Raw genomic sequence first — 25,692 nt, forward strand, 5'->3', positions numbered from 1 at the left:
GTCAGTCCTCGTGATGGTCCGGGTACGCCGTGACGGCGAGGAACCGGATGGGCAACCGCACGAGATCGTTGGGCCCGTGCAGACCTTCACCGTCGAGCAGCAGCGAATCCCCCGGCCGCAGCGTGTACTCGGCTTCACCGTGCCCGTAGACCATGACACCTTCGAGCATGTAGAGCAGCTCGGTGCCGGCGTGCTGGAACAGCGGAAACGTCTCGCTGGAGTCGGTGAGCGTGACCAGAACCGGCTCGAGTCGCTTGTGCTGCCCGCGCAGTGCGCCGAGAAGTTCGTAGTGGTGCCCCACCCGGGTGCCTCGCCCGACGATGACCGCACCGTGGCCCGCCTCGACGTACACGGCGTCGCGTGCGGTGTCGGCACCCCGGAACAGGGAGGTCACGGGCACGTCGAGTCCGGCCGCCAGACGCGCCAGCGTCGACAGACTGCACGAGGTCTGCGAGTTCTCGATCTTCGACAGCATGGCCTTCGAGATTCCGACTTTGGCCGCCATGTCCCCCACGGAGAGTCCACTGGCTTTACGAAGCGACCGCACCTGCCTGGCGATCACCTTCTCGAGATCGGGCCCGGTCGGCGTATCGGACGGCACCTCACGCTCGACGGGCGCTGGGTCTCCCGTGTCGCGGTGGACCTCGGTCTCGGGTCGAGTGGTCACGTCCGCATCGTAGCAGCGCCGTTTACTGTCAGGAAACCGCGACTCACTACGCCGGACGGTGAATCGGTGCGCATACGAGCAACAACCATGCGCATGCGTGCAAGACGACGCCGCGCCCGCGCCCGCATGCTTGTGACAGCCATCACAACACCACCGGGAGAGTTGACGCTATGACCGCAGTACACGAGAACGTCAGTGCCACAGGACTTCCTGATGGAACCGCGACCGAGTTGTTCATCGGCGGGCAGTGGCGCGCGGCGTCGGACGGCGGGACGTTCACGGATCTGAACCCGGCCACCGGTCGCCCCCTCGCCCAGATCGCGTCCGGCACCGCCCAGGACATCGACGACGCGGTCCGGGCCGCCCGCACGCAGCTGAACGGTGAATGGGGTTCACTGCCCGGCGCCGCCCGCGGACGAATCCTGAACAAGGTCGCCGATCTCATCGAACGCGACGGCGAGATCCTGGCCCGGCTCGAGGCCCTCGACGTCGGCAAGCCCGTCGGCCAGCCCACCATGCTCGACATCCCGATGGCCGCGGGCACGTTCCGTCACTTCGCCGGCTGGGCCGACAAGATCACCGGCCAGTCCATCCCGACCGCCGGCTACTTCGGCCAGCCCACCCACTCGTACACCGTCCGCGAACCGGTCGGCGTGATCGGCGCGATCGTCCCGTGGAACACCCCGCTGATGATCTCGGCATGGAAGATCGCCCCCGCACTCGCTGCCGGGAACACCCTGGTGGTCAAGCCACCGGAGGACGCACCGCTGTCGATCCTGCACCTCGCGACGCTGCTGGAGGAGGCCGGACTCCCCGCAGGCACCGTCAACATCGTGCCCGGGCTCGGCGAGGTCGCGGGTGACGCGCTCGCCGGCCACCCCGGCGTCGACAAGATCAGCTTCACCGGCAGCCCCCGCGTCGGCCGGATCATCGCCAAGCGCGCCGCCGACACGTTCAAGCGCACCACCCTCGAACTCGGCGGCAAGTCCCCGCAGATCATCCTCCCCGACGCCGACCTCGAGGCCGCCATCAACGGCACCGCGATGGGACTGTTCTTCAACCAGGGCGAGGTCTGCGCCGCGGGCACCCGCATCCTGGTGCACCGCTCGCTGTACTCGCAGGTGGTCGACGGTCTCGCCGCCGCCGCTGCCGCGCAGGTCCTCGGCGACCCGTTCGATCCGGCCACCACGATGGGCGCCCTGGTGAACGCGAAGCAGCGTGACACCGTCCTCGGCTACATCGAGGCCGGACGCAGCGAAGGCGCACGGGTCGCCGCCGGCGGTGGCCGCCCGGACGGGGACGGGTTCTTCGTCCAGCCGACCATCTTCGCGGACGCGAACAACGACATGAAGATCGCGCGGGAGGAGATCTTCGGCCCCGTCGGCACCGTCATCGCGTTCGACACCACCGCCGAGGCGATCGCGATCGCCAACGCCACCGATTACGGGCTCGCCGCCTCCATCTGGACGCGCGACGTGTCCCACGCCCACACCCTCGCCGGCAAGGTCCGCGCCGGAGCGGTCGCGGTCAACGGCTGGGCACCCATCGACCCCGCCCTGCCCTGGGGCGGCATGAAGACCAGCGGCACCGGCCGCGAACTCGGCTGGGCCGGAATCGAAGCCAACACCGAGGAGAAGGTCGTCACGATCATCCTCTGACCCCCACCGCATCGACGTCGTCGGACAGGAGCAGGACTTATGAAGACCCAGGCAGCAGTGCTGTGGGAACCCGGTCAGCCGTGGCAGATCGAAGAACTGGAACTCGACCCGCCGAAGCACGGAGAAGTGCTTCTGCAGTTGGCGGCGTCGGGGATGTGCCACTCGGACGAGCATGTCCGGGACGGCAGCCTGCCGCTCGGGTACTACCCGTTCATCGGTGGCCACGAGGGCGCCGGAGTCGTGCTCGAGGTCGGGCCCGGTGTCACCAGCGTCGAGAAGGGCGATCACGTCGCTCTCGGATTCATCCCCGCGTGCGGCCGGTGCCGGCAGTGCGCGACCGGCCAGTCCAGCATCTGCGACCTGGGAGCCCACCTGCTCGAGGGCTGGCAGATCTCGGACGGCACGGCGCGGCATCACGTTCGCGGCAAGGACGCCGCCATCCAGTGCCTGATCGGGACGTTCTCGCCGTATACGGTGGTCAACGAGGCGTCGTGCGTCAAGATCACGAAGGACATTCCCCTCGACAAGGCAGCGCTGGTCGGCTGCGGCGTCACCACCGGCTGGGGGTCGTCGGTGTACGCGGCCGGCGTCCAGGCCGGTGAGACCGTCGTCGTGATCGGCATGGGCGGCGTCGGGTGCGGGGCGGTCCAGGGCGCAGCGCTCGCCGGGGCGCGGCACGTCGTGGTCGTCGACCCGTCGGAATTCAAGCGGGAGCAGGCCAAGATCTTCGGCGCGACCCACACCGCGGCGAGCATCGACGAGGCGCTGCCGCTCCTCCAGGATCTGACGTGGGGCCAGCTCGCCGACAAGGTGCTCATCACCGTCGCGAATGCGAGTGGCCGCATCATCGCCCCGGCGATGGGCCTGGTGGCCAAGGGCGGCACCTGCGTCCACGTGTCGGTCGGCGACGTCACGCAGAACGACGTCGACCTGAACCTGTTCGATCTGACGGCGATGCGCAAGACCCTCAAAGGCGCGTGGTTCGGCAACGCGAACATCCGGTTCGACATCCCTCATCTGCTGCGCCTGTACATGGAGGGTCAGCTGAAGCTCGACGAGATGATCACGAGGACATACACACTCGATCAGATCAACGACGGCTACGAGGAGATGCGGAAGGCCGAGAACGTCCGCGGCGTCATCATGTACTCGTAGATCGGCACAGTCGGGAGCGGTGGGGCGCTGCACGCCTCTCCGCTCCCGTCATGGCTCCCTGTCCCATGCCGTACGTGTTCCTGATTGCCGCGATCGCCGCCGGTCTCGTCGTCTCGGGAGTGGTCGTTCTCAATCTCGGCGGAGCTCATTGATACCGTGGTCGCATGATCGCTGGTGGGGTAGGTACGTATCGTGCCTAAGCTCGTGGATCACGACGAACGTCGGCGAAGCATCACCGCCGCCGCCTGGCGGCTGATCGCCGCCCGCGGTATCGACGCCGCCAACATGCGCGACATCGCCACCGAGGCCGGCTACACCAACGGCGCCCTGAGTCACTACTTCGCCGGCAAGGACGAGATCCTCCGGACGTCGTACGAGCACATCTCCGAGGCCACCGACCGCCGGATCGAGGAGGCGCTCGGCGACGCGACCGGGCTCGACGCGCTGCGCATCCTGTGCCGCGAAGTGATGCCGATCAACGAGGAGCAACTCCTCGAGGCGCGGATCGCCGCCTCGCTGTGGCCCCGGGCCATGTACGACGAGCAGATGGCCGCGACCAACCGCCGGACGATGGACAATTGGCGCGAGCAGATGGCCGTCTTCCTGGATCAGGCGCGCGAGGAGGGCACTGTTGGCGACATCGACGTCAGCATCGTGGTCGAGCAACTCCTGAACATGATGATGGGCATGCAGATTCTGGGTGTCCTCACGCCGGGCGAAACGTCGGCGGCACGTCAGCTGGAGATGCTCGAGCAGTTCGTCGCCGCGCTCTGAGCCGGCCGCGGCTCGACCAAAAACGTTGCCCCGGAATCTGTTAGCTCGGCATTATTGACCGAACGGTCAGTATGTTCGGGCGCGAAACTCACTGTTTACACGAGGGCACCTCGGCTGTAACGTACGTCACTAAGCTTTTTATTCAACACCCGTAGAACCAAAGGATCGCGACATGCCCACCCTTTCCCCTGCGCGTATCGACCACCCGCTGTCGCTGCCGACCGTCGAAGAAATCGCCTCCCTCCGCGAGATCCTCGAGGCCGCCGACGCGCTGACCGAGCAGACGAGATTCGTCTACGTCGGCCTCGAGGAACCGGACAAGTCGACGCTGTACACGGCGGAGGCCCCGGAGACCGATCGCCGATTCCGCGTTCTGCTGCACGACATCTCGTCGCCGAACGCGGTGGACGTCGTGGTGTCCGTGACCCAGCGGTCGGTGATCAGCTCGGTAACCCTCGACGCCGTCCGCGACGGTCAGATGCCCGTCCTGGACGAGGAGTTCGAACTCGTCGAACAGGTGCTGGCCGCCGACGAACGCTGGCTCGCCGCGCTCGCCGCCCGCGGACTCGACGTCGCCGACGTCCGGGTCGCTCCCCTCTCCGCGGGTGTCTTCGACTACCCCGGCGAGACGGGCACGCGGATCCTCCGGGGGCTCGCGTTCCGCCAGGACCACCCGAAGGACCATGCCTGGGCCCACCCGATCGACGGGCTCGTCGGATTCGTCGACGTCATGAACCGGACCGTCACCGACGTTCTCGACCTCGGCGCCGTCCCGGTCCCCGAGGAATCGGGCAACTTCGACGACCTCGCCGTCACCGGCCCCCTGCGCACCACCCAGAAGCCCATCGAGATCACCCAGCCCGAGGGCCCCAGCTTCGTCGTCGACGGCAACCGCGTCGACTGGGAGAAGTGGTCGTTCCGTGTCGGTTTCGACGCCCGCGAGGGTCTCGTCCTCCATCAGCTCGGATTCGCCGACGGCGACCGGGTCCGCCCGATCATCCACCGCGCGTCCATCGCCGAGATGGTGGTGCCCTACGGCGATCCCTCGCCGGTCCGGTCGTGGCAGAACTACTTCGACACCGGCGAGTACATGGTGGGCCGCTACGCGAACGCCCTCGAACTCGGCTGCGACTGCGTCGGCGACATCACCTACTTCGACGCCGTCATCGCCGACGAGTTCGGCACCCCCAAGACGCTGAAGAACGCCGTGTGCATGCACGAGGAGGACTTCGGCGTGCTGTGGAAGCACACCGACCTGTGGGCCGGCTCCGCCGAGACCCGCCGCCAGCGCCGTCTCGTCATCTCCTTCTTCACCACCATCGGCAACTACGACTACGGCTTCTTCTGGTACCTGTACCTCGACGGCACCATCGAATTCGAGGTCAAGGCCACCGGCATCGTCTTCACGTCGGGTCATCCGGGCGGCGACTACCCGTATGCCTCGGAGATCGCCCCCGGCCTCGGCGCCCCGTACCACCAGCACTTGTTCAGCGCCCGCCTCGACATGATGATCGACGGCGACCGCAACTCCGTCGAGGAGGTGCAGACCAAGCGGGTGAAGATGGGCCCCGGGAACCTGCACGGAAACGCGTTCACCCTCGAGCGCACGCCGCTGACGAAGGAATCCGAGGCGCAGCGCCTCGCGGACAACAGCGTCGGACGCGTGTGGCACATCAGCAACCCGAACAAGCTGAACCGTCTGGGCAAGCCGGTGGCGTACGCACTCCACCCGGAGGGTCAGCCGATCCTGCTGGCCGACGACGACTCCTCGATCGCGGCGCGGGCGACGTTCGCCACCAAGCACCTGTGGGTCACCCAGTTCGACGAGAAGGAGCGTTACGCGGCAGGGGATTTCGTGAACCAGCACGCGGGTGGCGCCGGACTGCCCAGCTTCGTGGCCGGCGATCGGGATCTGGAGAACGAAGACGTCGTCGTCTGGCACACGTTCGGCCTCACGCACTTCCCGCGACCGGAGGACTGGCCGATCATGCCCGTCGACTACACCGGATTCACGTTGAAGCCCAACGGCTTCTTCGACCGCAACCCCGCTCTCGACGTTCCCCGCACGACGTCGAAGCACTGCGCGACCGGAGGCGGCAGCTGCCACGCGGACGGGGGAACAGATGTCTGACACCACCACGGGTTCGGGAGCCGGCACGTTACGCGGATCCATCGGCGTCGTCGGGATCGTCTTCCTCGTCATCGCCGCGGCCGCACCGCTGACCGCGATCGGCGGCGCTCTGCCCGTCATGATCGCGATCGGCAACGGCGCGGGCGCCCCGACCGCCTATCTCATCGCCGCACTGGTCCTGCTCGTCTTCAGCGTCGGATACGCGGCCATGAGCAGCCACATGGTCGACACCGGCGCCTTCTACGCCTACGTCGCCAAGGGGCTGGGCGAATCCTGCGGGCTCGGGGCCGCCGGGCTCGCACTTCTGACCTACACCGCCATCCAGGCCGCCGTGTACGGTCTGGCCGCCGCGACGATTCGGGGCCTCGTGGTCCAGTACGGCGGACCCGACCTGCCGTGGTGGATGTGGGCGCTCGTGCTCATCGCACTCGTGGCCGTGCTCGGATACCGCAGCATCGACCTCGGCGCCAAGGTCCTCGGGGTGCTCCTCGTGCTCGAGATCGGCATCATCCTGGCGCTGTCGTTCGGCGTGCTGGTGCGGGGCGGGGCCGCGGGTATCGACTTCGCGTCGTTCACCCCGACGTCGTTCTTCAGCGGATCCCCCGGTGTCGCATTGATGTTCGCGATCGCGTCGTTCATCGGCTTCGAGGCGACCGCGATCTACGGCGAGGAGGCCCGCAACCCCCGGCGCACGATTCCGATCGCGACGTACGCCGCCGTGATCGCCATCGGACTGGTGTACGCGCTGGCGAGCTGGGCCGTGGTGCTCGCGTTCGGCAGCGACAACGTCTCCGCCGCAGCCGCCGCCGACCCTGCCGGGCTGACGTTCGCCGCCGCCGCGCACTTCCTGGGCGGACCCGCGGCCGACGTCATGGCGATCATGCTCGTCACGAGCCTGTTCGCCGCACTCCTCGCCTTCCACAACGCCATCTCCCGGTACGTGTTCGCCCTGGCCCGCAAGGGCGCCGCTCCGCGCGCACTGTCCCGCACCCACACCAAGCACGGATCCCCGCATATCGGCTCGGTCGCCCAGACGATCTCCGCGACGGTGGTCGTGGGGGTGTTCGCCCTCGTCGGCGCGGACCCGGTGCTGGAACTGTTCACCTGGATGGCAGGTCTGGCCACCGTGAGCATCCTGGTGCTGATGGTGCTCACCAGCGTCGCGATCATCGCCTTCTTCGCCCGCACCCGGCTGGATACCCGGCTCTGGCACACGCGCATCGCTCCGGTGCTCGGATGCGTGGGTCTGGTGGCCGTCACCGGGTTGGTGCTCGACAACTTCACCACGCTGATCGGCGGGTCGGAACTGCTCGCGGACATCCTGCTGGCAGTGATCGCTCTGTTCTTCGTCGCCGGACTGGTCGTCGCCCGGGTCACCCGGCAGAGCCGGGCGGACGTCGGGCAGCGTCGCGAACTCACCCCCACGATCTGAGTTCGACGATGTTCGAGATCCCTGCCGTGCACGCGGCGATGCTCGTCGGAGCGGTCGGGGCCGTCGTGCCGATGTGGCGGGCGCACGGAACGGACTGCCGGGTGCGGATCGCGCACGGTGCGATGGCGGTGTCCATGGTCGCGATGATGATCCCCGGCGTGCCGGCGGGAATTCACCTGCTCGAGGGTGCCGTCCTCATCGCCCTCGCCGTCTTCGTCACCGGTGAGACCATGCACCGCCGGACAGCCGTTCCCTGCGCGGTGGACCTCACCGCCATGGGGGTGCTACTGCTCCTGGCCCCGACGTCCGCTCCCGCCTCGACGGCGTCGGCGCCGGCACCCTCGGGCCACCACCACGGTGGCGCAGGGATCTCGACGGGCTGGCTGCCTCTCGCTGTGCTCGTGTGCTGGGCACTGTTGACACTGCATCTCTTTCGCTCCACCCCGCGCCCCGAACACGGGTCCGGCGTCACGACCGCCGCGACGGGATCCGCACTGATGATCCTGGGCATGGCCCCCATGGCCGTCTGACATCCATCCCACCGACAGCAACCTGGAGGAACCGATGAGTTACGCCGATGCCGTCTACACCCACGGCAAGGTCTTCACCGTCGACGCGAACTTCACGATCGCCACCGCCCTCGCGGTGCGCGACGGACTCGTCCACGCGGTGGGCAGCGATGCGGAGATCGAAACCCTGATCGGGCCGGACACCGTGGTCACGGACCTCGGCGGGAAGACGATCCTCCCGGGAATCAACGACTCGCACCTGCACGCCATCGCCTACGGGCTCGACACTCCGCCGCTGTCGCTGGACGTGTCGTTCCCGGCCGTCCGGTCGATCGCGGACGTCCGTGAACTCGTGCGGGAGGCCGCCGCCGCGGCCGAGGACGGCGAGTGGATCATCGGAACCGGCTGGGACGACGGGTATCTCGACGAGTGTCTCGCCGAGGCCGGTCGGACGCCGACCCGCTGGGACCTCGACGAGGTGTCCCCGAACAATCCCGTGTTCCTGCAGGACTTCTCGCGCCACACGTCGTGGGTGAACAGCGCGGCGCTCACGCTCGCCGGGGTGGACGAGACCACCCCGTTGCCGCCGGGCAGCCTCATGCCCGTCGGTGAGGACGGCCTGCTGACCGGCATCGTCATGGAGGGTGCGCAGGCGCTGGTGCAGCGTGTTCTCCCGGCCCTCACCCGGGAGCGCCGGGAGGAGGCACTCCGCTCGGCGATCTCGATCCTGCAGAGCGAGGGCATCACCAGTTTCACCGATCCCGCGATCGGCCCCGGCGGCGAGGCCCTCGCCGGTGGCGCGATGGGCGCCGAGGGCCTCGCGGTGTATGCCGACCTCGCCCGCCGCGGCGAACTGGGCGCCCGCGTCAACCTTCTCCTCCTGCCCACCGGAATGTCCGGGTCGGCCGAGGATTTCGGACAGAACCTGGCGGACAGCGAGGTCCCGGAATCGGTGGATCCGCGGATGTTCCGGGTGCTCGGGGTGAAGGTGTTCGCCGACGGGATCCCGCCGAGCAAGACCGCGTGGATGCACGAGGAGTACGTCGGCGGCGGCTGCGGCTCACTCTGCGTCGGCGGCGACACCGACGAGCGTCAGGTGTACGAGGTGACCGAGATGGTCCGCATCGGCCACGAGTCCGGCTACCAGATCGGTGTGCACGTCACCGGTGACCGTGCCATCGACACCGTCGCCGACGCAATCATCGCCGCGCAGAATGCGCACCCCCGTGAGGATGCCCGGCACTACCTGATCCACGGCGACTTCATCAGCGAATCCACCCTGAAGCGCCTGGCCGACAACGGCATCGGCGTCAACATGAACCCGACGATCAAGTGGACGATCGCCGACCTGGAGGTCGGGGTGGTCGGGACCGAACGAGCCGCCTACGAATGGCCGTATCGCAGCGCCGTCGAATCCGGGGTGCACCTGATGAGCAGTTCCGATGCACCGGTCACACCGCCCGATTGGCGCCGGGGCATCTCGACGATGATCCTGCGCGAGAGCAAGGCCAGCGGCGCGGTGAGCGGGCCCGACCAGTGCATCGGGCTCGCCGACGCCGTCCGCACGTACACGATCAACGCAGCCTGGCAGGACTTCGCCGAGGACTGGAAGGGGTCCCTCGAGGTCGGCAAGGTGGCCGACCTGTGCATCCTCGACGGCGACCTCGAGACCATCGACCCACACGACATCCCGGCAATGCAGATCGTCTCCACCGTGCTGGGTGGAGAGGTCGTGTTCCAGCGCGTCGCCGAAAGCGTCGCGTAAGCCCGGTACCGATACGTCGGAACAGCCGGTTCGCCTCGGTCGGCGAACCGGCTGTGCGGCGTCTACCCGATCTGCCGATTCACTGAGCCCATGCCGCCTCGGCGATCCAGTACTCGCTTCCGTCGGCGCTGATTCCGCGTTGCCAGTCGGTGGTCCGTCTCAGGTTCGGCTCGACGCGCGCGGTAGCCGCGTCGGCGCCGTCCGGTCCGTCCTCCCGGGTCTGCCAGTGGACCCAGTTCACTTCGTTGCCGTCCTCGTCGTGCACAAAGAGGTCGACGTGGTGCCACCCGTAGCGGTGGGTGTCGGCGTAACAGGTCAGGAATGTCCGGTGATGATGCGAATAGTCCACGGGGTACCTCCGGGCCGCGGTGGTGTTTCCCACCACGCTAGAACCGGACCGCGCCCAACGGAATCCAAGAAACCTTTACCCGTGTGGGGGTCGGCCGCTCAGTGGTTCGGATCGGCGGGCAACGTGAACGTGAAGACGGCCCCGTGCGGATCGTTCTCGCGTGCGGTGAGTGTCCCACCCTGGCGGGTGATGATGCGGTGGCTCAGTGCGAGCCCGATTCCGTGACCCGTGGACTTCGAGGTGAACGCGCCGTCGAAGATTCGGCCGTCCGGGATGTGCGAGAGCCCCTTGCCGTGGTCCTCGACGCTCACGACGCCCTCCGTCTCGGTGACGTCGGTGCGTACCGTCACGATGCGGTCGGCTGCCGGCCATTCCGCCATCTCGTCGATCGCGTTGAAACAGAGGTTCAGGATGACCTGCCCGGTGAGCACACGTTCGCACACGACGGCAACCGTGTCGTGCGCACGGAGGTACTCGACGTGAACTCCCTTCTGCCGCGCCCGGATGTCGATGAAATACGCGCATTCGTCGACGATGTCGTTGAGATCGACGATCTGCTGTGACTCCTCGAGTTGCGTCACGTATTCACGCAGACTCCGGACGATCTGATTGGCCCGGTCGATCTGCTTGCGCGCCTCCCCCAGGCCCCAGCTCACCTCGTCGTGACCGGTCCGGCCGTCGTCGAGGCGGCTCTGCGTTCCGGCGATGAAATTGGTGGCGGCCGCGAGCGGCTGGGCCAACTCGTGAGCGATGGCCATCGCCATGTCGCCCATCGCGTTGTAGCGGGCCAGGTAATTGAGGTACTGCGAGTCCCGTTCGTGCTCCTGCTCGGTGCGGACGTGTTCGGTGACGTCGTGGAAGAGCAGCAGGTGGCCGCTCAGATCGTTCTCGATACCGATGTGCTGGCAGCTCCCCGCATGCCACCGGCGCTCCTCGGCTGACAGTTCCACCTCGTAGCGCAGGCTCTGGGAGCCCCCGTCTGCGGTCGTCAGTTGCAGGGCGCGCCGCACGCTCTCCCGTGACTGCCCCGCCCGGCAGAACTCCGTGAAGCGTTCGCCGACAAGCGATGCCACCGGAACCTTCAGCAGCTGCGACGCCGCCTCACTCGCGTACGTGATACGGCTGTCGTCGTCCAGGACGAGGATTCCTTCGGCCATGTTCCGCAGGAACGCGGCCAGGCGGGCCTCGGTGCGGGTGAGGTCGGCCTCGGTGCGGGTGAGGTCGCGACGCATCGACGTTTCCTGCTCGATGTCGCGGAACTGCACCATCACCACGGTCCGGGCGCTCAACTCGACCCGGATCGCGATCGCCTCCGTCAGGATTTCTCGCCCGCTCTTCGCGCGATACGTCCATTCGATGACCGCCGCCCCGTTGTCGACAGCCTCCTGCAGCCACCGCCGTCCCACCGACCGGCGGTACCGCTTCGCCGGGGAACTCATGTCGGGCGCCTTGAGCGGTTTGAGTTCCTCAACCGTGAACTCGAGCAGTTCGGACGCAGCCCGGTTCGCCCAGAGGATGTCCTTGGTGGCCGCATCATGGACCAGGACGCAGTAGCGAAGGGACTCGACGAGTCGTTCGTAGTCGGACGGCGCGAGATCGGACAATGCGGCCTCCTTCGGCTCACCTCGAGTCTACTGAGCGGACGGACCGCGGACACGATAGGGAAATCCTTTACTCCGAGGCGACATCTCTGCACGTCCGCGGGAGGAAGCACCGATTGAGTGATGCCCGCCACCGCAATAGCGTGAATTCGACACGAAAAACGCATCACCCCTTCTACTTCGCGTCGATCGGAGTATTTGATGACCAACGCACCGACCCTCGACACGACGGACGCCTCCGCGAACGGGACGCTGTCCTTCGAGGACGTCCTCGAGCACGTCGCAATGCGGCGGGAAGAGTTCGCTCGCCAGAAGTTCGTGCCTCGCGACATGATCGACGAGTTCAAGCAGATCGGCATCTACCGCGCGGCGACCCCCCGCCGATTCGGCGGCGACGCGCTGCCCCCGAGCGAGTTTCTGCGGATGATCGAACGCATCTCCGCGGTGGACGCGTCGGCGGGCTGGGTTGCCAGCTTCGGCTCGGCCCTCGTCTACCTGGCGGCACTGCCGCTCGCGACACAGGCGGAGTTGTACAAGGACAGCCCGGACCTCGTCTTCGCCGGCGGACTGTTCCCGGTCCAACCCGCCGAACAGGTGCCGGGTGGTCTGAAGATCACCGGGCAGTGGAAGTTCGCCAGCGGATGCAAGGGTGCCGACATTCTCGGTGTCGGAATCCGCGGCGGCGACTCCACAGCCGGAAAACCCCGCACCGCCCTGCTGTGGCCGAAGGACGTCGAGATCGTCGAGAACTGGGACGTGGTCGGCCTGTCGGGTACCGGAAGCCACGAACTGAAGGTCGACGGCGTCGTCGTCCCCGAGGATTGGACATTCATCCGGGGCGGAACCCCGACCGTCGACGAACCCCTCTACCGCTACCCCTCCATCGCGTACGCCGCCCAGGTCCTGGCCGTCGTCAATCTCGGAGTGGGCCGCGCCGCGCTCGACTACGCGATCAAGGTCGGTGCGGGACGCACGGGAATCACCGGAGCACCCAAGCTCGCCGATCGCGCCTACTACCGCATCGACCTGGCCAAGGCCGAGGCGACGCTGAGGTCCGCCCGTGCCTTCTTCTACGAGGTCACCGACGAGGCGTACGCCACGGTGGTGGCCGGTAAGCCCGTCCCGGACAAGCTTGCGGCGCTTCTTCGCCTGTCCTCGACGCACGTGGCCAAGGCGGGCGCCTCCGCCGTGCACACCGCATTTCAGTTGTCGGGCACCGGGGCGATCTACGACGGCAACGCGATGCAGCGCTACATGCGCGAGGCCCTGGTCCCGCCGCAGCATGCCTTCCTCGGCGACGGCATCTACGACAGCGCCGGTGCGGTGCTCATGGACATCCCGCCGTTCCCCGGCTTCATCTGACCACCCCGTTTCAATCGAGGAGACCAATCGTGAGTGACACCAAGACCGCACCGCTGCGAGTCCTGTTCTGCATCGGCATCAATCAGAACTTCTTCGACCTCCCGACCGGCCAGGGCGGGCTGGTGTGGAAGGCGTTCTCCGGGATGATGGACGCGGTGGCCGAGACACCGGGCGTCCGGGTGATCGGCGACATCGACGACGACAGCCACCTGGTCGGACCGTCGGACGGCTGGCCCTGGACCTGCTACATCCTCGCCGACGTCGACACCCAGGAGACCGTCAAGGCCGTCTGCAACCTCTTCCGCACCACCCCGGTCGGCGAGTACACGCTGTGGCGATACGCGAAGATCGAAGCCCGCATCGGCCGTGCGCTCACCGTCCGCGAAGACGTCGACCTCGGCGTGTGAGGAAAATGCACTCTGCGACCGCGACCGAGCGCATCGAGAGCCGCGAGGCCGTTCACCGCGTGATGTGCCGCTACATGGAACTGTGCGATGTTCCCTCCGTGGAGTTTTCGGTCGAGGAACTCGCCTCGCTGTTCACGCCCGACGCGGTGTGGGAAGGGATCGGCGCCGAGTACGCGCGCAAGTTCGGCACACGTCGGGGCCGGCCGGAGATCGTCGGAATGCTCACCGCGTACCTTCCACCGAACTCCCATTTTCGGGGAAATGTGCACCTGCTCGGGAGTGAGCAGATCGACGTGGACGGCCCCGCGGCGCGGGGGCGGTGGATCATGCAGCAGCTGTCGCGATACGAGGACGAATCGGCCGAACTGCTCGTCGCACGCATCACCGCCGAGTGTGAAGTGCGGGGCGGTATCGCCCGAATCAAGCACTTCACGACCGAGAAGCTGTTCGTCACTCGGCTCGACGAGGCGACACGACTGCTCGAATCGAATGGAAAGAGAACGTGATGACCACTTCCCTGGATCCCACCACCACTACAGACACCAACTTTGCGGCCCTCGCCACGGACGACCGCGTGGACGGATCGCTGTACACCGACCCCGACATGTTCGAGGCGGAACTCGAAAGGATCTTCTACCGCACCTGGGTTTGGGTTGCCCACGAGAGCGAGATCCCCGAGGCCGGAAGCTACAAGATGGCGACCATCGGCCGGCAACCGGTGATCGTCAACCGCGACCGCAAGGGGAACTTCAATGTCCTGCTGAACCGGTGCCGCCACCGCGGGGCCAGCGTCTGCGAGGTCCCCAAGGGCAAGGCGAACGGGTTCACCTGCCCCTATCACAGCTGGTCGTACGCCCTCGACGGGCGACTGCGCGGAATCCCGTACCCCGATGGTTACGACGAGGACCTCGACAAGAAGGACCTGCCCCTGCAGAGCCTGCGGGTGGAGTCCTACGCCGGGATGATCTTCGCCAGCTTCAACCCCGACGTCGAACCCCTCGACGACTTCCTCGGCGACGCGAAGGTATGGATCGACCTGTTCATGAAGCAGGGCGCCGGATACCCCGTCAAGACGCAGGGCGAACATTGCTTCCGCTTCCGCGGAAACTGGAAGATCCAGTTGGAGAACACCACCGACGGATACCACTTCCCGATCGTGCACCGATCCTGGATGTCCTCCGTCGACGCCGAGACCGCCGACATGCTCTCCTTCATGACCGACGACAACGCCGTGACCCACGCTCTCGGAAACGGCCACAGCGTCGCCATCATGGTCCCGGAGCACGTCGACCTGGACCACGACGACGGCACCGAGAAGATTCAGGCCCGTTTCGACCACATCGTCGAAGAACTGTCGAAGACGATGCCCGCCGACAAGGTCCGCCGCATCGTCCGCTCCATGCACGGCGCCGGGTTCAACCTCAACATCTTCCCCAACGTCGCGATGTCGATGTCATTCTTCCGGGTACTACGCCCGATCTCGGTCGACGAGACCGAGATCCGGCACATCGCCCTCGGCATGGACGGCGGACCGGAGATCGTCAACCGCGAACGCCTCCGCATCCACGAACATTTCCAGGGCCCGTTCGGGTTCGGCAGCCCCGACGATTCCGAGGCCTGGGACCGGGTACAACGCGGATCCCGCGGCGCACCCGGAATGCCGATCATGGTGAACCGCGGTCTCAATCGTGAAGCGCTCGACAGCGACGGACACCGCACCTCGCACGTCACCGACGAGACCGGCATGCGCGAGGCCTACGCAATGTGGAAGAGGATGATGACCGATGAGGACTGATCTGATGACCGCCCAACTCGCCGACACCCGGGTACTGCAGGCGATCGAACTCATCTGGCACGAAGCGGCCCTCCTCGACGCCAAGGACTACCAGGCGTGGGACGCCCTCTGGACCGACGAAGGCCGGTACATCATTCCCATCGACCCGGACACCGACGACTTCGACGGATCCCTGAACATGGTCAACGACGACACTCGCATGCGGCGCATGCGTATCGAACGCCTGACCTCCGGATACTCGATGTCCGCGCTCGCCGCCGCCCGGACGGTCCGCACCGTCTCGCGGTTCACGGTCGAGGAGCGAACCGAGGACTCGATCACCGTGAGGTCCGCGCAAATCCTCGTGGGTTTCAAGCGCGACGATCAGCAGACCCTCGCCGCCGACGTCACGCACCGCATCCGCTACACCGAGAGGGGACCGCGGTTGGATCTCAAGGTCATCCGGCTGGTGAACTCGCAGGCAGCGGTCAACGCCTCCGGCTACCTGCTCTGACCAGCATTTTCCGAACCTCATCGATCGAACAGGAGCTCGACGTGGATTCTGTCGCAGTAGTCACCGGCGGCGGACGCGGCCTCGGTGCCGCGATCGCACACCAATTGCACGACCGCGGATACCGCGTCGCGGTCGCGGACATCGACAGCGGTGCCGCGAAAGAGACCGCGGCGGACCTGGATCCGGACGGCGACACGGCCATCGGCGTGGAGTTGGACGTCCGGAAGCGGAAGAGTTTCGAAGCCGTACGTGACCGGCTGATCCAGGAGTGGGGCGGCATCGACGTCCTCGTCAACAACGCCGGCCGGTCGCAGACGGGCACGCTGATGGACATCGCACCGGAGGAATTCTCCGACATCGTCGAGATCAACCTCAACGGCGCCTTTCTCGGCTGCCAGGTGTTCGGAAGCTATTTCGCCGAGAAGCGATACGGCAGAATCGTCAACATCGCGTCGCTGGCGGGACAGAACGGTGGCACGGCGACCGGCGCGCACTACGCCGCGGCCAAGGGCGGCGTCGGCACACTGACCAAGGTCTTCGCACGCGAACTCGCCCCGTCGGGTGTCACGGTGAACGCCGTCTCCCCTGGTCCTCTGGATCTACCGGTGGTGCGTGAGACGGTGCCCGCGGACAAGCTGGCCGCCATCCTCACCACGATTCCGGTGGGCACCCTGGGCTCGCCCGACTTCATAGCCGAGACCGTCGCCCTGCTCGCATCGCCGACGGCCGCGTCGGTCACGGGAGCCTGCTGGGACGTCAACGGCGGCCTGTACATGCGCTGACCCCGCTCCAGGGCGACGGGTCGCAGCACCGGAGGAAAAATCACCATGAGCATGTTCACTGTCACTGTTGCGGACATTGTCGAGGAAACGCCGGACATCAAATCGTTCCGGCTTGTTCGGACGGACGGTTCACCGTTCGACCCGTACCCTGCCGGCGCCCACATCGACATCCTCGGCCCCACCGAGGTCCTCACCCAGTACTCGCTGTGCAGTCCGCCGCACGAGTCCGAATCCTATGTGGTCGCCGTCAAACGCGAGACCGGACCCCGCGGCGGCTCGGCCGCACTGCACGATCGTGTGACGATCGGCAGCGAGTTGCAGATCAGCCGGCCGCGCACACTGCTCACGCTCGCCGAGGGCGCCGATCGGCACATCCTCGTGGCGGCGGGGATCGGGCTGACCCCGATGCTGAGTCTGGCGTTCGCGTTGCACCGGCAGGGACAACAGTTCGACCTGCACTACTTCGCGCGGACGAGGGCGCAGGCCGCGTTCGTCGAACTGCTGGAGAGCGCGGATCTCCGCCGGGACGTGCACCTGCACTTCGGCCTGACGAGGGACGACCAGCTCTCCGCCCTCGAGAAGATCCTGGCGGACGCGTCCGCCGCCACGCACGTCTACACCTGTGGCCCCGAAGGTTTCATGGATCGGGTGCGAGGGTTGGCGGAACCCGCTGTCGGGGAGGACGCGGTCCACTTCGAACACTTCGAGGCGGCGACGCCTACCGCGACCGGATCGGACACGGCGTTCGAGTTGGAACTCGACACGGGCGAGGTGTTCGAAGTGCCTGCCGGGAAGTCCATCGCCGACGTACTCGAAGAGAACGACATCGAGATCGACACGTCGTGCCGGGAAGGTATCTGCGGCACGTGCGTCCTGGAAGTGCTGGAGGGCGAGCCCGACCACCGCGACAATTGCCTCACCAAGAGTGAGAGAAAGGCGGGAGACAGAATTGCCGCGTGTGTGTCGCGCGCGAAATCCGGGCGACTACTCGTCGAACTTCCCTGAAAAGAACTGAATTATTTCAGGTGACGGCAATTCCGGCCTGCAGAATATCGCGTACGAGAACCGCGATGCTTTCCGCTCCGGTCTTTTCCTTGATACGGGTGCGATGCACGTCGACCGTCTTCACGCTGATTCCCAGCTCTTTCGCAATGTTCTTGCTCGGCAATCCGTCGAGGACGAGTGCGAGGATTTCCTTTTCTCGCACCGTCAGCGCGTCTATTCGTCCCTGCAATTCCGTTCTCGTCCGACGTTCGCCGAACCGTTGACGCGCAACCCGGAGCGCGTCCTGAATGACGTCGAGCATGTGCTGCGGATCGTAGGGCTTCTCGATGAATGTCAGCGCACCCCGCTGGAGGGCCCGCACCGACATCTTGATGTCACCGTGCGCCGACACGAAGATGATCGGGATCGGGGATTCGTCGGCGAGGAGTGCCTCCTGGAGTTGGAATCCCCCGACTTCCGGCATGCGGACGTCCAGTACGAGGCAGGCCGGGATGTCGCGGCGGTACTCGTCCAGGAACGACTGAACGGAGAAGTAGTACTCCGACGTGATGTTGACCGAATCGAGTAGCCATGCAAGCGATGCGCACAACTCCTGATCGTCGTCGACGATGTAAACCCGTGTTTCTTGCTGATCCATCGAATCCTGCCTCGCACAGATGGCTTGCTTCCTCGTCCAGTCAACACCGACCGTAACGGAAGCGGTAGGCAACTGAAGGAATCCCCTACTCGGATACGCGACTTACTGCGCGAAAGTAGCGTCGCCGCCAATGTTCCAGCGCACGACGCGCGTCATATCCTTCTTGCAGGAACGCCGGCGCAACGTGGTGACACGACTTCCTGTTCCAACTCATGGAGACGAAATGCCCGAACTCACAACCATGCAATCGATCTTCCGCACCGCCATGGCGAATCTGCCGGCCGCGGTCAACATCGTGACGACCGACGGCCCTGCCGGGCGCTGCGGAATGACGGTGACCGCCGTCTGCTCGGTGACCGACTCCCCGCCCACCGCACTCGTGTGCGTGAATCAGAACAGCGCCATGCACAACGTATTCCGGAACAACGGCCGAGTCGGTATCAACGTGCTCTCCGGCGACGACGAAGAGCTGGCCATGCATTTCGCGGGCGCAACCCAAGTCGCGATGGCGGACCGGTTCCAGTGGGACATCTGGGAAGAAGACACCGACGACGGTGTTCCGATCCTGCGCGCCGCACACGTGGTGCTCGCCGGCCGGATCGCGGACAGCAAGACCGTGGGATCGCATTCGGTGATGTTCGTCGAACTGGACCGCGTGAAGACGCGCGAACACGGCGACAGCCTCGTCTACTTCCAACGCAAATTCCACCGTTTGTCGGTTCCGGTCGAGTCCCCCGACTGGCTGTTCTACGACGAATGGTCCGATCCGATCACCGTGACGCCCGCCCTCGTTCCCGCCGCAGCCGGAGGAAAATAGCCATGGTCACCTCGTCACCGCCCGAACAAGTCCCACAGAATTCCGACCTGCAGGTGCTCGCAGACACGCGTGCCGCCTTGACGTTTCGTCTCAGCGCCCTGGTCCTCGCACTGTTCCTGCCCCTGCCGATCCTCGGTGGGTTCACCTCGCTGCTCGACGGCGTCGTCTTCAGCGGTGTCACGGTGGCGTGGCTCTACGCGGTCGCGCAATTCGTCGTCGCCATCGTCGTGGCCCGGTACTACATGGCGCGGGCAGCCGAACTCGACTCCCGGACCGCCTCGCCGGCGAAAGGATAACGCGCCATGAACCTCGTCTCAGCATCGCTTTTCGCGGCCCTCGTCGCTGTCACCCTGATGATCACCGCATGGGCTTCGAAGAGGAACAAGTCCGCCGCCGATCACTACGTCGCAGGCGGCAGCCTCACCGGCAGGCAGAACGGTGTCGCCATCGCCGGCGACTTCATCTCTGCCGCCTCGTTTCTCGGAGTCACCGGTGCGATCGCGCTGACCGGTTTCAACGGGTTCTACCTCGCGGTCTTCGTGCCCGTCGCGTTCGTCCTCGCGATGCTGCTGATCGCGGAACCCCTGCGCAACCTCGGCCGCTTCACGCTGGCGGATGTCCTCGCCACCCGGTTCCCCGGCAAGGACGTGCGGTCGATGATGGCGATCAGCACGGTGGTGATCAGCGTGGTCTATCTCGTGTCGCAGCTGGTCGGTGCCGCGCTTCTGGTGTCGTTGCTGTTCGACCTCGACTACGCCGTGGCCGTGTTGATCATCGGAACACTCACCACCGCGTACACGTTGGTGGGTGGAATGCTCGCCACCAGCTGGATCCAGATCATCAAGACCGGTCTCCTCATGGTCTGCGCCGTCGTGCTGTTCGTTCTCGTGCTGGTGCGCTTCGACTTCAATCCCTTCGGCCCGTTCAGCACCGCGCTCGCCGAGTTCGGGCAATCATTCGTCGCGCCGCAGCGCACGTCCGGTACCGCGTCGTTCGACCAGTTGTCGCAGACCGTCGGGCTCGTGCTCGGCGTGCTCGGCCTGCCGCACGTGATGATCCGCTTCCTCACCGTTCCGGACGCGAAGCAGGCGAGAACGTCCGCCTACACGGCGATCTGGATCTTCTTCGCCTTCTACCTGCTGGTTCCCGTGCTCGGTTACGGCGCCGCCAAGCTGGTCGGTGTCGAGGTGATCAAGTCCGAGAATCGGGGCGGCAACCTCGCGGTCGCGCAGCTCGCCGAGACAGTCGGCGGCGGAGTCCTGCTGGCGTTCGTCGCGGCCGTGGCGTTCGTGACCATTCTGGCCGCGCTGTCCGGCCTGGTGATCGCCACCTCCGGTGCGATCGCACACGACCTGTACGGGCAGGTGATCAGGAACGGATCGGTGTCGGCGAAGGCTCAGCACCGCGCGGCCCGCGTCGCGACGGTGGCCACCTGCGTCATCGGTGTCGCCATCGCATTCGCGGCGCAGAAGCAGAACGTCGCGTTCCTCGCGTCACTGGGCATGTCCATCGCAGCATGTGCGAACCTACCGGCACTGCTTCTGACCATGTACTGGAAGCGCATGACGGCGCGCGCCGTCATCTCCGGCATCGTGGTCGGGCTCGTCCTGTCGGTCACCGTCATCCTGCTCAGCCCGGTCGTGCAGGGACCGGACTCCATCCTCGGATTCTCGAACCCGGCACTTGCCGTGGCACCCCTCTCGCTGGCGGTGTCCGTCATCGTCGCGCTGGTGTCGGCACCGTCCGGGGAGACGAAAGCACGAGCCGATCGCCTCTTCTCGGTGATGCGCACCCGAGCACTCACCGGGCAGACCGAGACGACGAACGACGACACGATGGTGGCGATGCAATGAAGACGGAACTACGGTCACCGAGCCCACTCCGGGACCTGGCCGAGCAGCTGGCGACGGGCGCGACAACGCCGATCGACGTGGCGGAGGCGGCACTCGCACGGATCGCGGACCTCGAGCCGGATATCCACGCCTGGGCCCACCTCGATGCCGACTCGGTGCGGTCCGCGGCCGCCCGGATCCAGGACAGCGGCCCGGACGGCGCGCTCTGGGGCGTGCCCGTCGGCGTCAAGGATCTCATCGACGTCGCCGGTATGCCGACGCGCTGTGGCAGTGAGCTGCGGAGCACGGAACCGGCGACGACGGACGCCGACTGTGTGGCACGGTCGCGCGCACTCGGCGCGCTCCCGTTCGGCAAGACCGTCACCACCGAGTTCGGGTATTTCAAGCCCGGCCCGACCCGCAATCCCCGCGCCCTGGGTCACACCCCCGGCGGGTCGTCGAGCGGCTCGGCGGCAGCGGTGGCCGCGGGCATGGTGCCGCTGGCGTTCGGCACGCAGACCGCGGGGTCGCTGACGAGGCCCGCGTCGTTCTGCGGAGTCGCAGGTTTCGTCACCGCCCACGGCGAACTTCCGACCGCGGGCATCACCGGGCTGAGTCCCGGTCTCGACACGGTGGGGCTGCTGGCACGAACCGTGCCCGATCTCCACTTCGCGTGGACCGCACTGCGCGACGGCACGCGGGCGCCCGTTCTCGAGCCTTCCGCTCCGCGCCGGCTTCGCCTCTGGAGTGGGTTCGAGCTCGGCGAGGTGTCCCGAGAGATGACGGCGGCGCTCAGGACTACCGCTGATTCCGCCGAGTCGGCGGGGATCGGGTGCCGTGAGTTGGACGCCGCCGCAAAGATTGTGGCACTGACGGAACACCACCACACCGTGATGGCGTACGAGGCGACCAGGGAACGCGCCGCAGAGGCCGCGCAGACCGACAAGATCAGCGCACCCCTCGCCGAACTGTTCGCCGCGGGGGCAGCGACCGCAGAGGCCGACTACCGTGCCGCCCTCGCCGGAATCCGCGAGACCCGACAGCTGCTGCTCTCGGCGTTGGACGAGGACGAAGCAATCCTCGGGCCCGCGGCTCTCGGCGCCGCTCCACCCGGGCACGACGCGACCGGAACGCCCATCCTGAGCCGACCGTGGCAGGCCATGGGTCTGCCGGTGGTCACCATCCCCGGGAAGTGTGACAGCACGGGTCTTCCCCTCGGATTACAGCTGATCGGGCGTCCCGGCGCCGAGCAACGCTTGTTCGAAACAGCAGCGTGGCTGGAAGCCGTACTCTGACAACGACAGAAGGTCGTCAGTCGACGAAGATCGACGGTTGGCGATCCTTCCACGGCGCAGCCTGCTCCAACTGCGCGGCCACCTGCAGCAGCAGATCCTCTCTGCCGGTGGCCGCGACGAGCTGGACGCCAATGGGGAGGCCCTCCCTGCTCAGCGCGAGCGGCAGGCTGACCGCGGGATACCCGGACACGTTGAACGGTGCCGTGAACGGTCCGAACTCGAAGATGCGGCGTAGCCACGAGCGCAGGATCGCCGCACCCGTGGCGATCGCAGTGAGTGTCGACGCCTCGACGACGTCCTCCGCGTCGAATTGCGGGCGCGTCTCGGTCACAGTGTGGCCGATCCATTCGAGGATCTTGCCGGCGGCGATCGTGGCCGCCGATACCTGCATCTCGACCGAACTCCCGCCCCACGGCTCGGTCGTCAGGGCCACCCGCAGACGGCCGGGATCGGCGCGCATCGTGTCGGCGTAGCGACCGGACTGCGCCGGGGCGGTGTACTTTTCACCGACCGGCGGGGCGGCGACGGCGTCCAGCAAATGGGCCGTGTCGCGGATGGTCCGGGTGAGGGCGAACTCGTAGATGTGCCCGAACCCCGCCTCACCGACCAGTGGGCCGCAGGGGATTCGGCCGCGGCTCGGTTTCAGGCCGACGAGCCCGCAGCACGAGGCAGGCACCCGGAGCGAACCGGCGCCGTCGTTGCCGTGCGCATCGTCAGTGCGCCGAGGTCGGCATCGGCCTGCGCGATCGCGACGCGCGCAACGGCTTCGACCTCCGTTGCCGTCACCTCACCGGCCCGGATCAGCTCACTCAGACCGACGGCGTCGAGCCCGGTGTACTCGCGCAGTTCCAGCGGTCCCACTCCTCAGGTCGCGACGACCGATTCAGTGTGACCCGGAGGGCCGTGCGGCGCGACCGAATTTCTGCCGCCGTCACGCAGTGATCGACAGCAGTTCCTGTTCGCGGAAGGCTCGCGGCGAGACCCCGTACGTCTCCTTGAACAGCCGCGAGAAGTGCGACGAGTTGACGAGACCGTATCGGGCACAGATGGTTCCGATGCTGTCGCCGCGGAATCGGACGTCCTTGAGGTCGCGGCGGCACTTCTCGAGCCTGCGGTGGCGGATCCACCCGGCCACCGTGTGTCCGTCCGCCTCGAACATCTTCTGCAGGTGCCGCGTCGATACGTGGTGGTGGGACGCCACCGTCGCGGTGTCGAGTGTGGGGTCGTGCAGGTGCGCGTCGATGAACGACCTCACACGTAGCAGCAACGACGCGCCGGGAGCGGTGGCGTCGGCGGGCGCCTCCGATTGCACCGCGGCACTGAGCAGGTCGAGCACCGCATCCTCGACGAGGGGGGTCGTCGGCATGGTGCCGGTGACGACGGAGTGGTGGAGGTTCGTCAGGAACGGCGAGACGAGCGCGCCCATGCCGGTGCTGCCCTGGATGCGGCGCGCGGAGACGGTGCCCAGTTCCCGCGAGGCGATGCGCAGTAGTTCGCGAGGAAACATCAGCACGAACATGCTGAAGTCGCCCGCGAAGTGCAGGTCGTACGGCTTGCTGGTGTCGTAGACGGCGAAGTCGCCGGGTCCGAGCACGGCCTCTCGATCGTCCTGGACGATGACGCCGCTCCCCGACAGTTGCAGGCCCACCTTCACCAGGCCGGGGTCCGACCGCTTGATCGACGTGCGGGTCCGACGCACGTCGACCGCGTGTCCCCCGACCTCGCTGAGCTGCAACCCGCCGAGCGCGGTGGTGCGCAGGGTCCCGGTGAAGCGCCCCGGCCCGTCCTCCGCCGTGGACACCACGGCGAGCGGGACGAACGCCGTGGAGACGGCCTGACGCCAGTGCTCGAACTGCCCGTCGTCACGCGCGGGCCCACCACCGAGACGCACCTTCGATCACCTCACAGAGCGGAGCGGTTGTCGATCAGTCGACGTGCCTTACCGAGTGAGCGTTCGAGGTCGCCGGGAGCGACGACGTCGACCTTCACGCTCACGCCGATCCTATTCTTCACCAGCTTCTGCAGTTCACCCGCGGCCCGCGCGTGGTCGTCGGTCACGGCATCCGGACGCGATTCCACCCGCACGGTCAGCTCGTCCATGCGGCCCGGGCGGTCGAGGATGCACTGGAACTGGGGTGCCAGCGCCGGCACCGCGAGGATCAGTTCCTCGATCTGGGTGGGGAACAGATTCACCCCGCGCAGGATGATCATGTCGTCGGTGCGTCCGGTGACCTTCTGCATCCGCCGCACGGACCGCGCCGTTCCCGGCAGCAGCCGCGTGAGGTCGCGGGTGCGGTACCGGATGATCGGCATGGCCTCCTTGGTCAGCGACGTGAAGACGAGTTCGCCCTCCTCACCGTCGGGCAGCACCTCCCCGGTGACCGGGTCGATGATCTCCGGGTAGAAGTGGTCCTCCCAGATGTGCAGGCCGTCCTTGGTCTCGACGCATTCCATCGCGACACCCGGACCCATCACCTCGGACAGTCCGTAGATGTCGACGGCGTCCATGTTCAGCTGCTTCTCGAGTTCGCAACGCATCTCCTCGGTCCACGGCTCCGCTCCGAACACACCGGTCCGCAGCGACGTCTTCGACGGATCGATGCCCTTCGTGATCATCGCGTCGACGATCGTGAGCATGTACGACGGGGTCACCATGATCGCGTCCGGCTCGAAGTCCTCGATCAGCTGGATCTGGCGGTCCGTCATGCCACCGGACATCGGGATCACCGTGCAGCCCAGCCGCTCCGCACCGTAGTGCGCGCCGAGGCCACCGGTGAACAGGCCGTACCCGTACGCGACGTGCACCTTGTCCGACGGCTTCACCCCACCCGCCCGCAAGCTCCGCGCGACCAGATCGGCCCAGTTGTTCAGGTCGCCCGTGGTGTAGCCGACGACCGTCGGGCGCCCGGTGGTCCCGGAGGACGCGTGGATGCGCGAGACCTTCTCCTGCGGCACCGCGAACATCCCGAACGGGTAGTTCGCCCGCAGGTCCGCCTTCGCCGTGAACGGGAACTTCGCCAGGTCGGACAGGTCCTTCAGGTCGCTCGGGTGGACACCGGCGTCGTCGAACGCCTTCCGGTAGTGCGGAACGTTGTTGTACGCGTGGAGAAGTGACCACTGCAGGCGTTCGAGTTGCAGCGATGAGATCCGGTCGCGCGTGGCGAACTCGATGTCCTGCGAGGGGGTGGCGATACTGGTCATTCTAGTCTCCGGGGTGGGCGGGCTG

At 66.7% G+C, this 25,692-nt stretch carries 26 protein-coding genes; 18 read left to right on the forward strand and 8 right to left on the reverse strand.

The genetic code is table 11. The features are described from left to right. Position 1 precedes the first annotated feature (1 nt). Positions 2-667 (reverse strand): XRE family transcriptional regulator, encoded by a 666-nt coding sequence (locus G9373_RS04160; RefSeq protein WP_005255983.1) that lies wholly within the window; start codon positions 665-667, stop codon positions 2-4. A gap of 170 nt (positions 668-837) precedes the next feature. On the opposite strand from G9373_RS04160, the gene styD reads away from it, so the two are divergent. From styD to G9373_RS04195, 7 genes are all read left to right on the forward strand, one after another. After that, on the forward strand, positions 838-2,325 hold the full coding sequence (styD, locus tag G9373_RS04165) for a phenylacetaldehyde dehydrogenase StyD (protein WP_167114003.1): 1,488 nt from the start codon (positions 838-840) through the stop codon (positions 2,323-2,325). A gap of 39 nt (positions 2,326-2,364) precedes the next feature. After that, entirely contained in the window at positions 2,365-3,480 is a 1,116-nt protein-coding gene (locus tag G9373_RS04170) for an NDMA-dependent alcohol dehydrogenase (protein ID WP_167114007.1), read from the forward strand. 204 nt (positions 3,481-3,684) lie between these two features. Further along, positions 3,685-4,254, forward strand: a complete 570-nt coding sequence (locus G9373_RS04175) for a TetR/AcrR family transcriptional regulator (RefSeq protein ID WP_167114035.1) — start codon at positions 3,685-3,687, stop codon at positions 4,252-4,254. 172 nt (positions 4,255-4,426) lie between these two features. Further along, positions 4,427-6,385, forward strand: coding sequence for a primary-amine oxidase (locus tag G9373_RS04180; protein ID WP_120660317.1), 1,959 nt, complete (start codon positions 4,427-4,429; stop codon positions 6,383-6,385). Beyond that, entirely contained in the window at positions 6,378-7,817 is a 1,440-nt protein-coding gene (locus tag G9373_RS04185) for an APC family permease (RefSeq protein WP_065492334.1), read from the forward strand. Before G9373_RS04180 ends, G9373_RS04185 begins: the two co-directional genes overlap by 8 nt. An 8-nt stretch (positions 7,818-7,825) precedes the next feature. Further along, positions 7,826-8,347 carry a DUF5134 domain-containing protein gene (locus G9373_RS04190; RefSeq protein WP_054245632.1) on the forward strand — a complete coding sequence of 174 codons (522 nt, stop codon included), beginning with the start codon at positions 7,826-7,828 and terminating at the stop codon, positions 8,345-8,347. A 34-nt stretch (positions 8,348-8,381) separates the two neighbouring features. After that, entirely contained in the window at positions 8,382-10,091 is a 1,710-nt protein-coding gene (locus G9373_RS04195) for an amidohydrolase (protein WP_167114009.1), read from the forward strand. A 79-nt stretch (positions 10,092-10,170) separates the two neighbouring features. Here the strand turns inward: G9373_RS04195 and G9373_RS04200 are convergent, their stop codons facing one another. Continuing rightward, on the reverse strand, positions 10,171-10,440 hold the full coding sequence (locus G9373_RS04200; protein WP_005250812.1) for a hypothetical protein: 270 nt from the start codon (positions 10,438-10,440) through the stop codon (positions 10,171-10,173). A gap of 98 nt (positions 10,441-10,538) precedes the next feature. Then, on the reverse strand, positions 10,539-12,044 hold the full coding sequence (locus tag G9373_RS04205; protein WP_005255970.1) for a PAS domain-containing sensor histidine kinase: 1,506 nt from the start codon (positions 12,042-12,044) through the stop codon (positions 10,539-10,541). Between the two features lie 198 nt (positions 12,045-12,242). Here G9373_RS04205 and G9373_RS04210 point away from each other — a divergent pair, with 198 nt between their 5' ends. From G9373_RS04210 to G9373_RS04240, 7 genes are read left to right on the forward strand one after another with little or no spacing between them, the layout of a single operon-like run. Continuing rightward, positions 12,243-13,403, forward strand: coding sequence for an acyl-CoA dehydrogenase family protein (locus G9373_RS04210; protein ID WP_005255969.1), 1,161 nt, complete (start codon positions 12,243-12,245; stop codon positions 13,401-13,403). A 29-nt stretch (positions 13,404-13,432) separates the two neighbouring features. After that, complete coding sequence (locus G9373_RS04215; protein ID WP_005255968.1) at positions 13,433-13,810, forward strand: hypothetical protein; 378 nt, start codon at positions 13,433-13,435, stop codon at positions 13,808-13,810. 5 nt (positions 13,811-13,815) lie between these two features. Beyond that, the gene (locus G9373_RS04220; protein WP_005255967.1) at positions 13,816-14,316 is read left to right on the forward strand and encodes a nuclear transport factor 2 family protein; all 501 of its coding nucleotides are present in this window, start codon (positions 13,816-13,818) and stop codon (positions 14,314-14,316) included. Further along, a complete protein-coding gene (locus tag G9373_RS04225; protein WP_167114012.1) occupies positions 14,316-15,605 on the forward strand; it encodes an aromatic ring-hydroxylating dioxygenase subunit alpha in 1,290 nt (429 codons plus the stop codon). Before G9373_RS04220 ends, G9373_RS04225 begins: the two co-directional genes overlap by 1 nt. Next, positions 15,595-16,098 (forward strand): aromatic-ring-hydroxylating dioxygenase subunit beta, encoded by a 504-nt coding sequence (locus tag G9373_RS04230; protein ID WP_005255965.1) that lies wholly within the window; start codon positions 15,595-15,597, stop codon positions 16,096-16,098. Before G9373_RS04225 ends, G9373_RS04230 begins: the two co-directional genes overlap by 11 nt. 41 nt (positions 16,099-16,139) lie before the next feature. Then, positions 16,140-16,880: an SDR family NAD(P)-dependent oxidoreductase gene (locus G9373_RS04235; RefSeq protein ID WP_005255964.1), complete on the forward strand. Its 741-nt coding sequence runs from the start codon at positions 16,140-16,142 to the stop codon at positions 16,878-16,880. 45 nt (positions 16,881-16,925) lie between these two features. Then, complete coding sequence (locus tag G9373_RS04240; RefSeq protein ID WP_005255963.1) at positions 16,926-17,885, forward strand: PDR/VanB family oxidoreductase; 960 nt, start codon at positions 16,926-16,928, stop codon at positions 17,883-17,885. 16 nt (positions 17,886-17,901) lie between these two features. Here G9373_RS04240 and G9373_RS04245 read toward each other — a convergent pair whose 3' ends face one another. Further along, positions 17,902-18,522 (reverse strand): response regulator, encoded by a 621-nt coding sequence (locus G9373_RS04245; RefSeq protein WP_005250795.1) that lies wholly within the window; start codon positions 18,520-18,522, stop codon positions 17,902-17,904. Between the two features lie 223 nt (positions 18,523-18,745). Here G9373_RS04245 and hpaC point away from each other — a divergent pair, with 223 nt between their 5' ends. Genes hpaC through G9373_RS04265 form a run of 4 tightly spaced genes read left to right on the forward strand, consistent with a single transcriptional unit; the run spans position 18,746 to position 22,466 of the window. Beyond that, a complete protein-coding gene (gene hpaC, locus G9373_RS04250) occupies positions 18,746-19,339 on the forward strand; it encodes a 4-hydroxyphenylacetate 3-monooxygenase, reductase component (RefSeq protein WP_005255962.1) in 594 nt (197 codons plus the stop codon). Between the two features lie 2 nt (positions 19,340-19,341). Continuing rightward, the gene (locus G9373_RS04255) at positions 19,342-19,635 is read left to right on the forward strand and encodes a DUF485 domain-containing protein (protein WP_054245636.1); all 294 of its coding nucleotides are present in this window, start codon (positions 19,342-19,344) and stop codon (positions 19,633-19,635) included. A gap of 6 nt (positions 19,636-19,641) precedes the next feature. Then, complete coding sequence (locus tag G9373_RS04260) at positions 19,642-21,192, forward strand: cation acetate symporter (protein ID WP_120660311.1); 1,551 nt, start codon at positions 19,642-19,644, stop codon at positions 21,190-21,192. Continuing rightward, complete coding sequence (locus tag G9373_RS04265) at positions 21,189-22,466, forward strand: amidase (protein WP_167114015.1); 1,278 nt, start codon at positions 21,189-21,191, stop codon at positions 22,464-22,466. Before G9373_RS04260 ends, G9373_RS04265 begins: the two co-directional genes overlap by 4 nt. A gap of 16 nt (positions 22,467-22,482) precedes the next feature. Here the strand turns inward: G9373_RS04265 and G9373_RS48095 are convergent, their stop codons facing one another. From G9373_RS48095 to paaK, 4 genes are all read right to left on the reverse strand, one after another. Beyond that, the gene (locus tag G9373_RS48095; RefSeq protein WP_064080432.1) at positions 22,483-23,142 is read right to left on the reverse strand and encodes an amidase family protein; all 660 of its coding nucleotides are present in this window, start codon (positions 23,140-23,142) and stop codon (positions 22,483-22,485) included. Further along, the gene (locus G9373_RS46230) at positions 23,109-23,327 is read right to left on the reverse strand and encodes a hypothetical protein (protein ID WP_005566108.1); all 219 of its coding nucleotides are present in this window, start codon (positions 23,325-23,327) and stop codon (positions 23,109-23,111) included. Before G9373_RS46230 ends, G9373_RS48095 begins: the two co-directional genes overlap by 34 nt. Before the next feature lie 70 nt (positions 23,328-23,397). After that, positions 23,398-24,357: a helix-turn-helix domain-containing protein gene (locus G9373_RS04280; protein WP_005255956.1), complete on the reverse strand. Its 960-nt coding sequence runs from the start codon at positions 24,355-24,357 to the stop codon at positions 23,398-23,400. An 11-nt stretch (positions 24,358-24,368) separates the two neighbouring features. After that, positions 24,369-25,667 carry a phenylacetate--CoA ligase PaaK gene (gene paaK / locus G9373_RS04285; protein ID WP_167114018.1) on the reverse strand — a complete coding sequence of 433 codons (1,299 nt, stop codon included), beginning with the start codon at positions 25,665-25,667 and terminating at the stop codon, positions 24,369-24,371. Positions 25,668-25,692: the final 25 nt, after the last annotated feature.

Source organism: Rhodococcus sp. A14 (genome assembly GCF_011603105.1).
GTDB classification, from domain to species: Bacteria; Actinomycetota; Actinomycetes; order Mycobacteriales; family Mycobacteriaceae; genus Rhodococcus_F; species Rhodococcus_F opacus.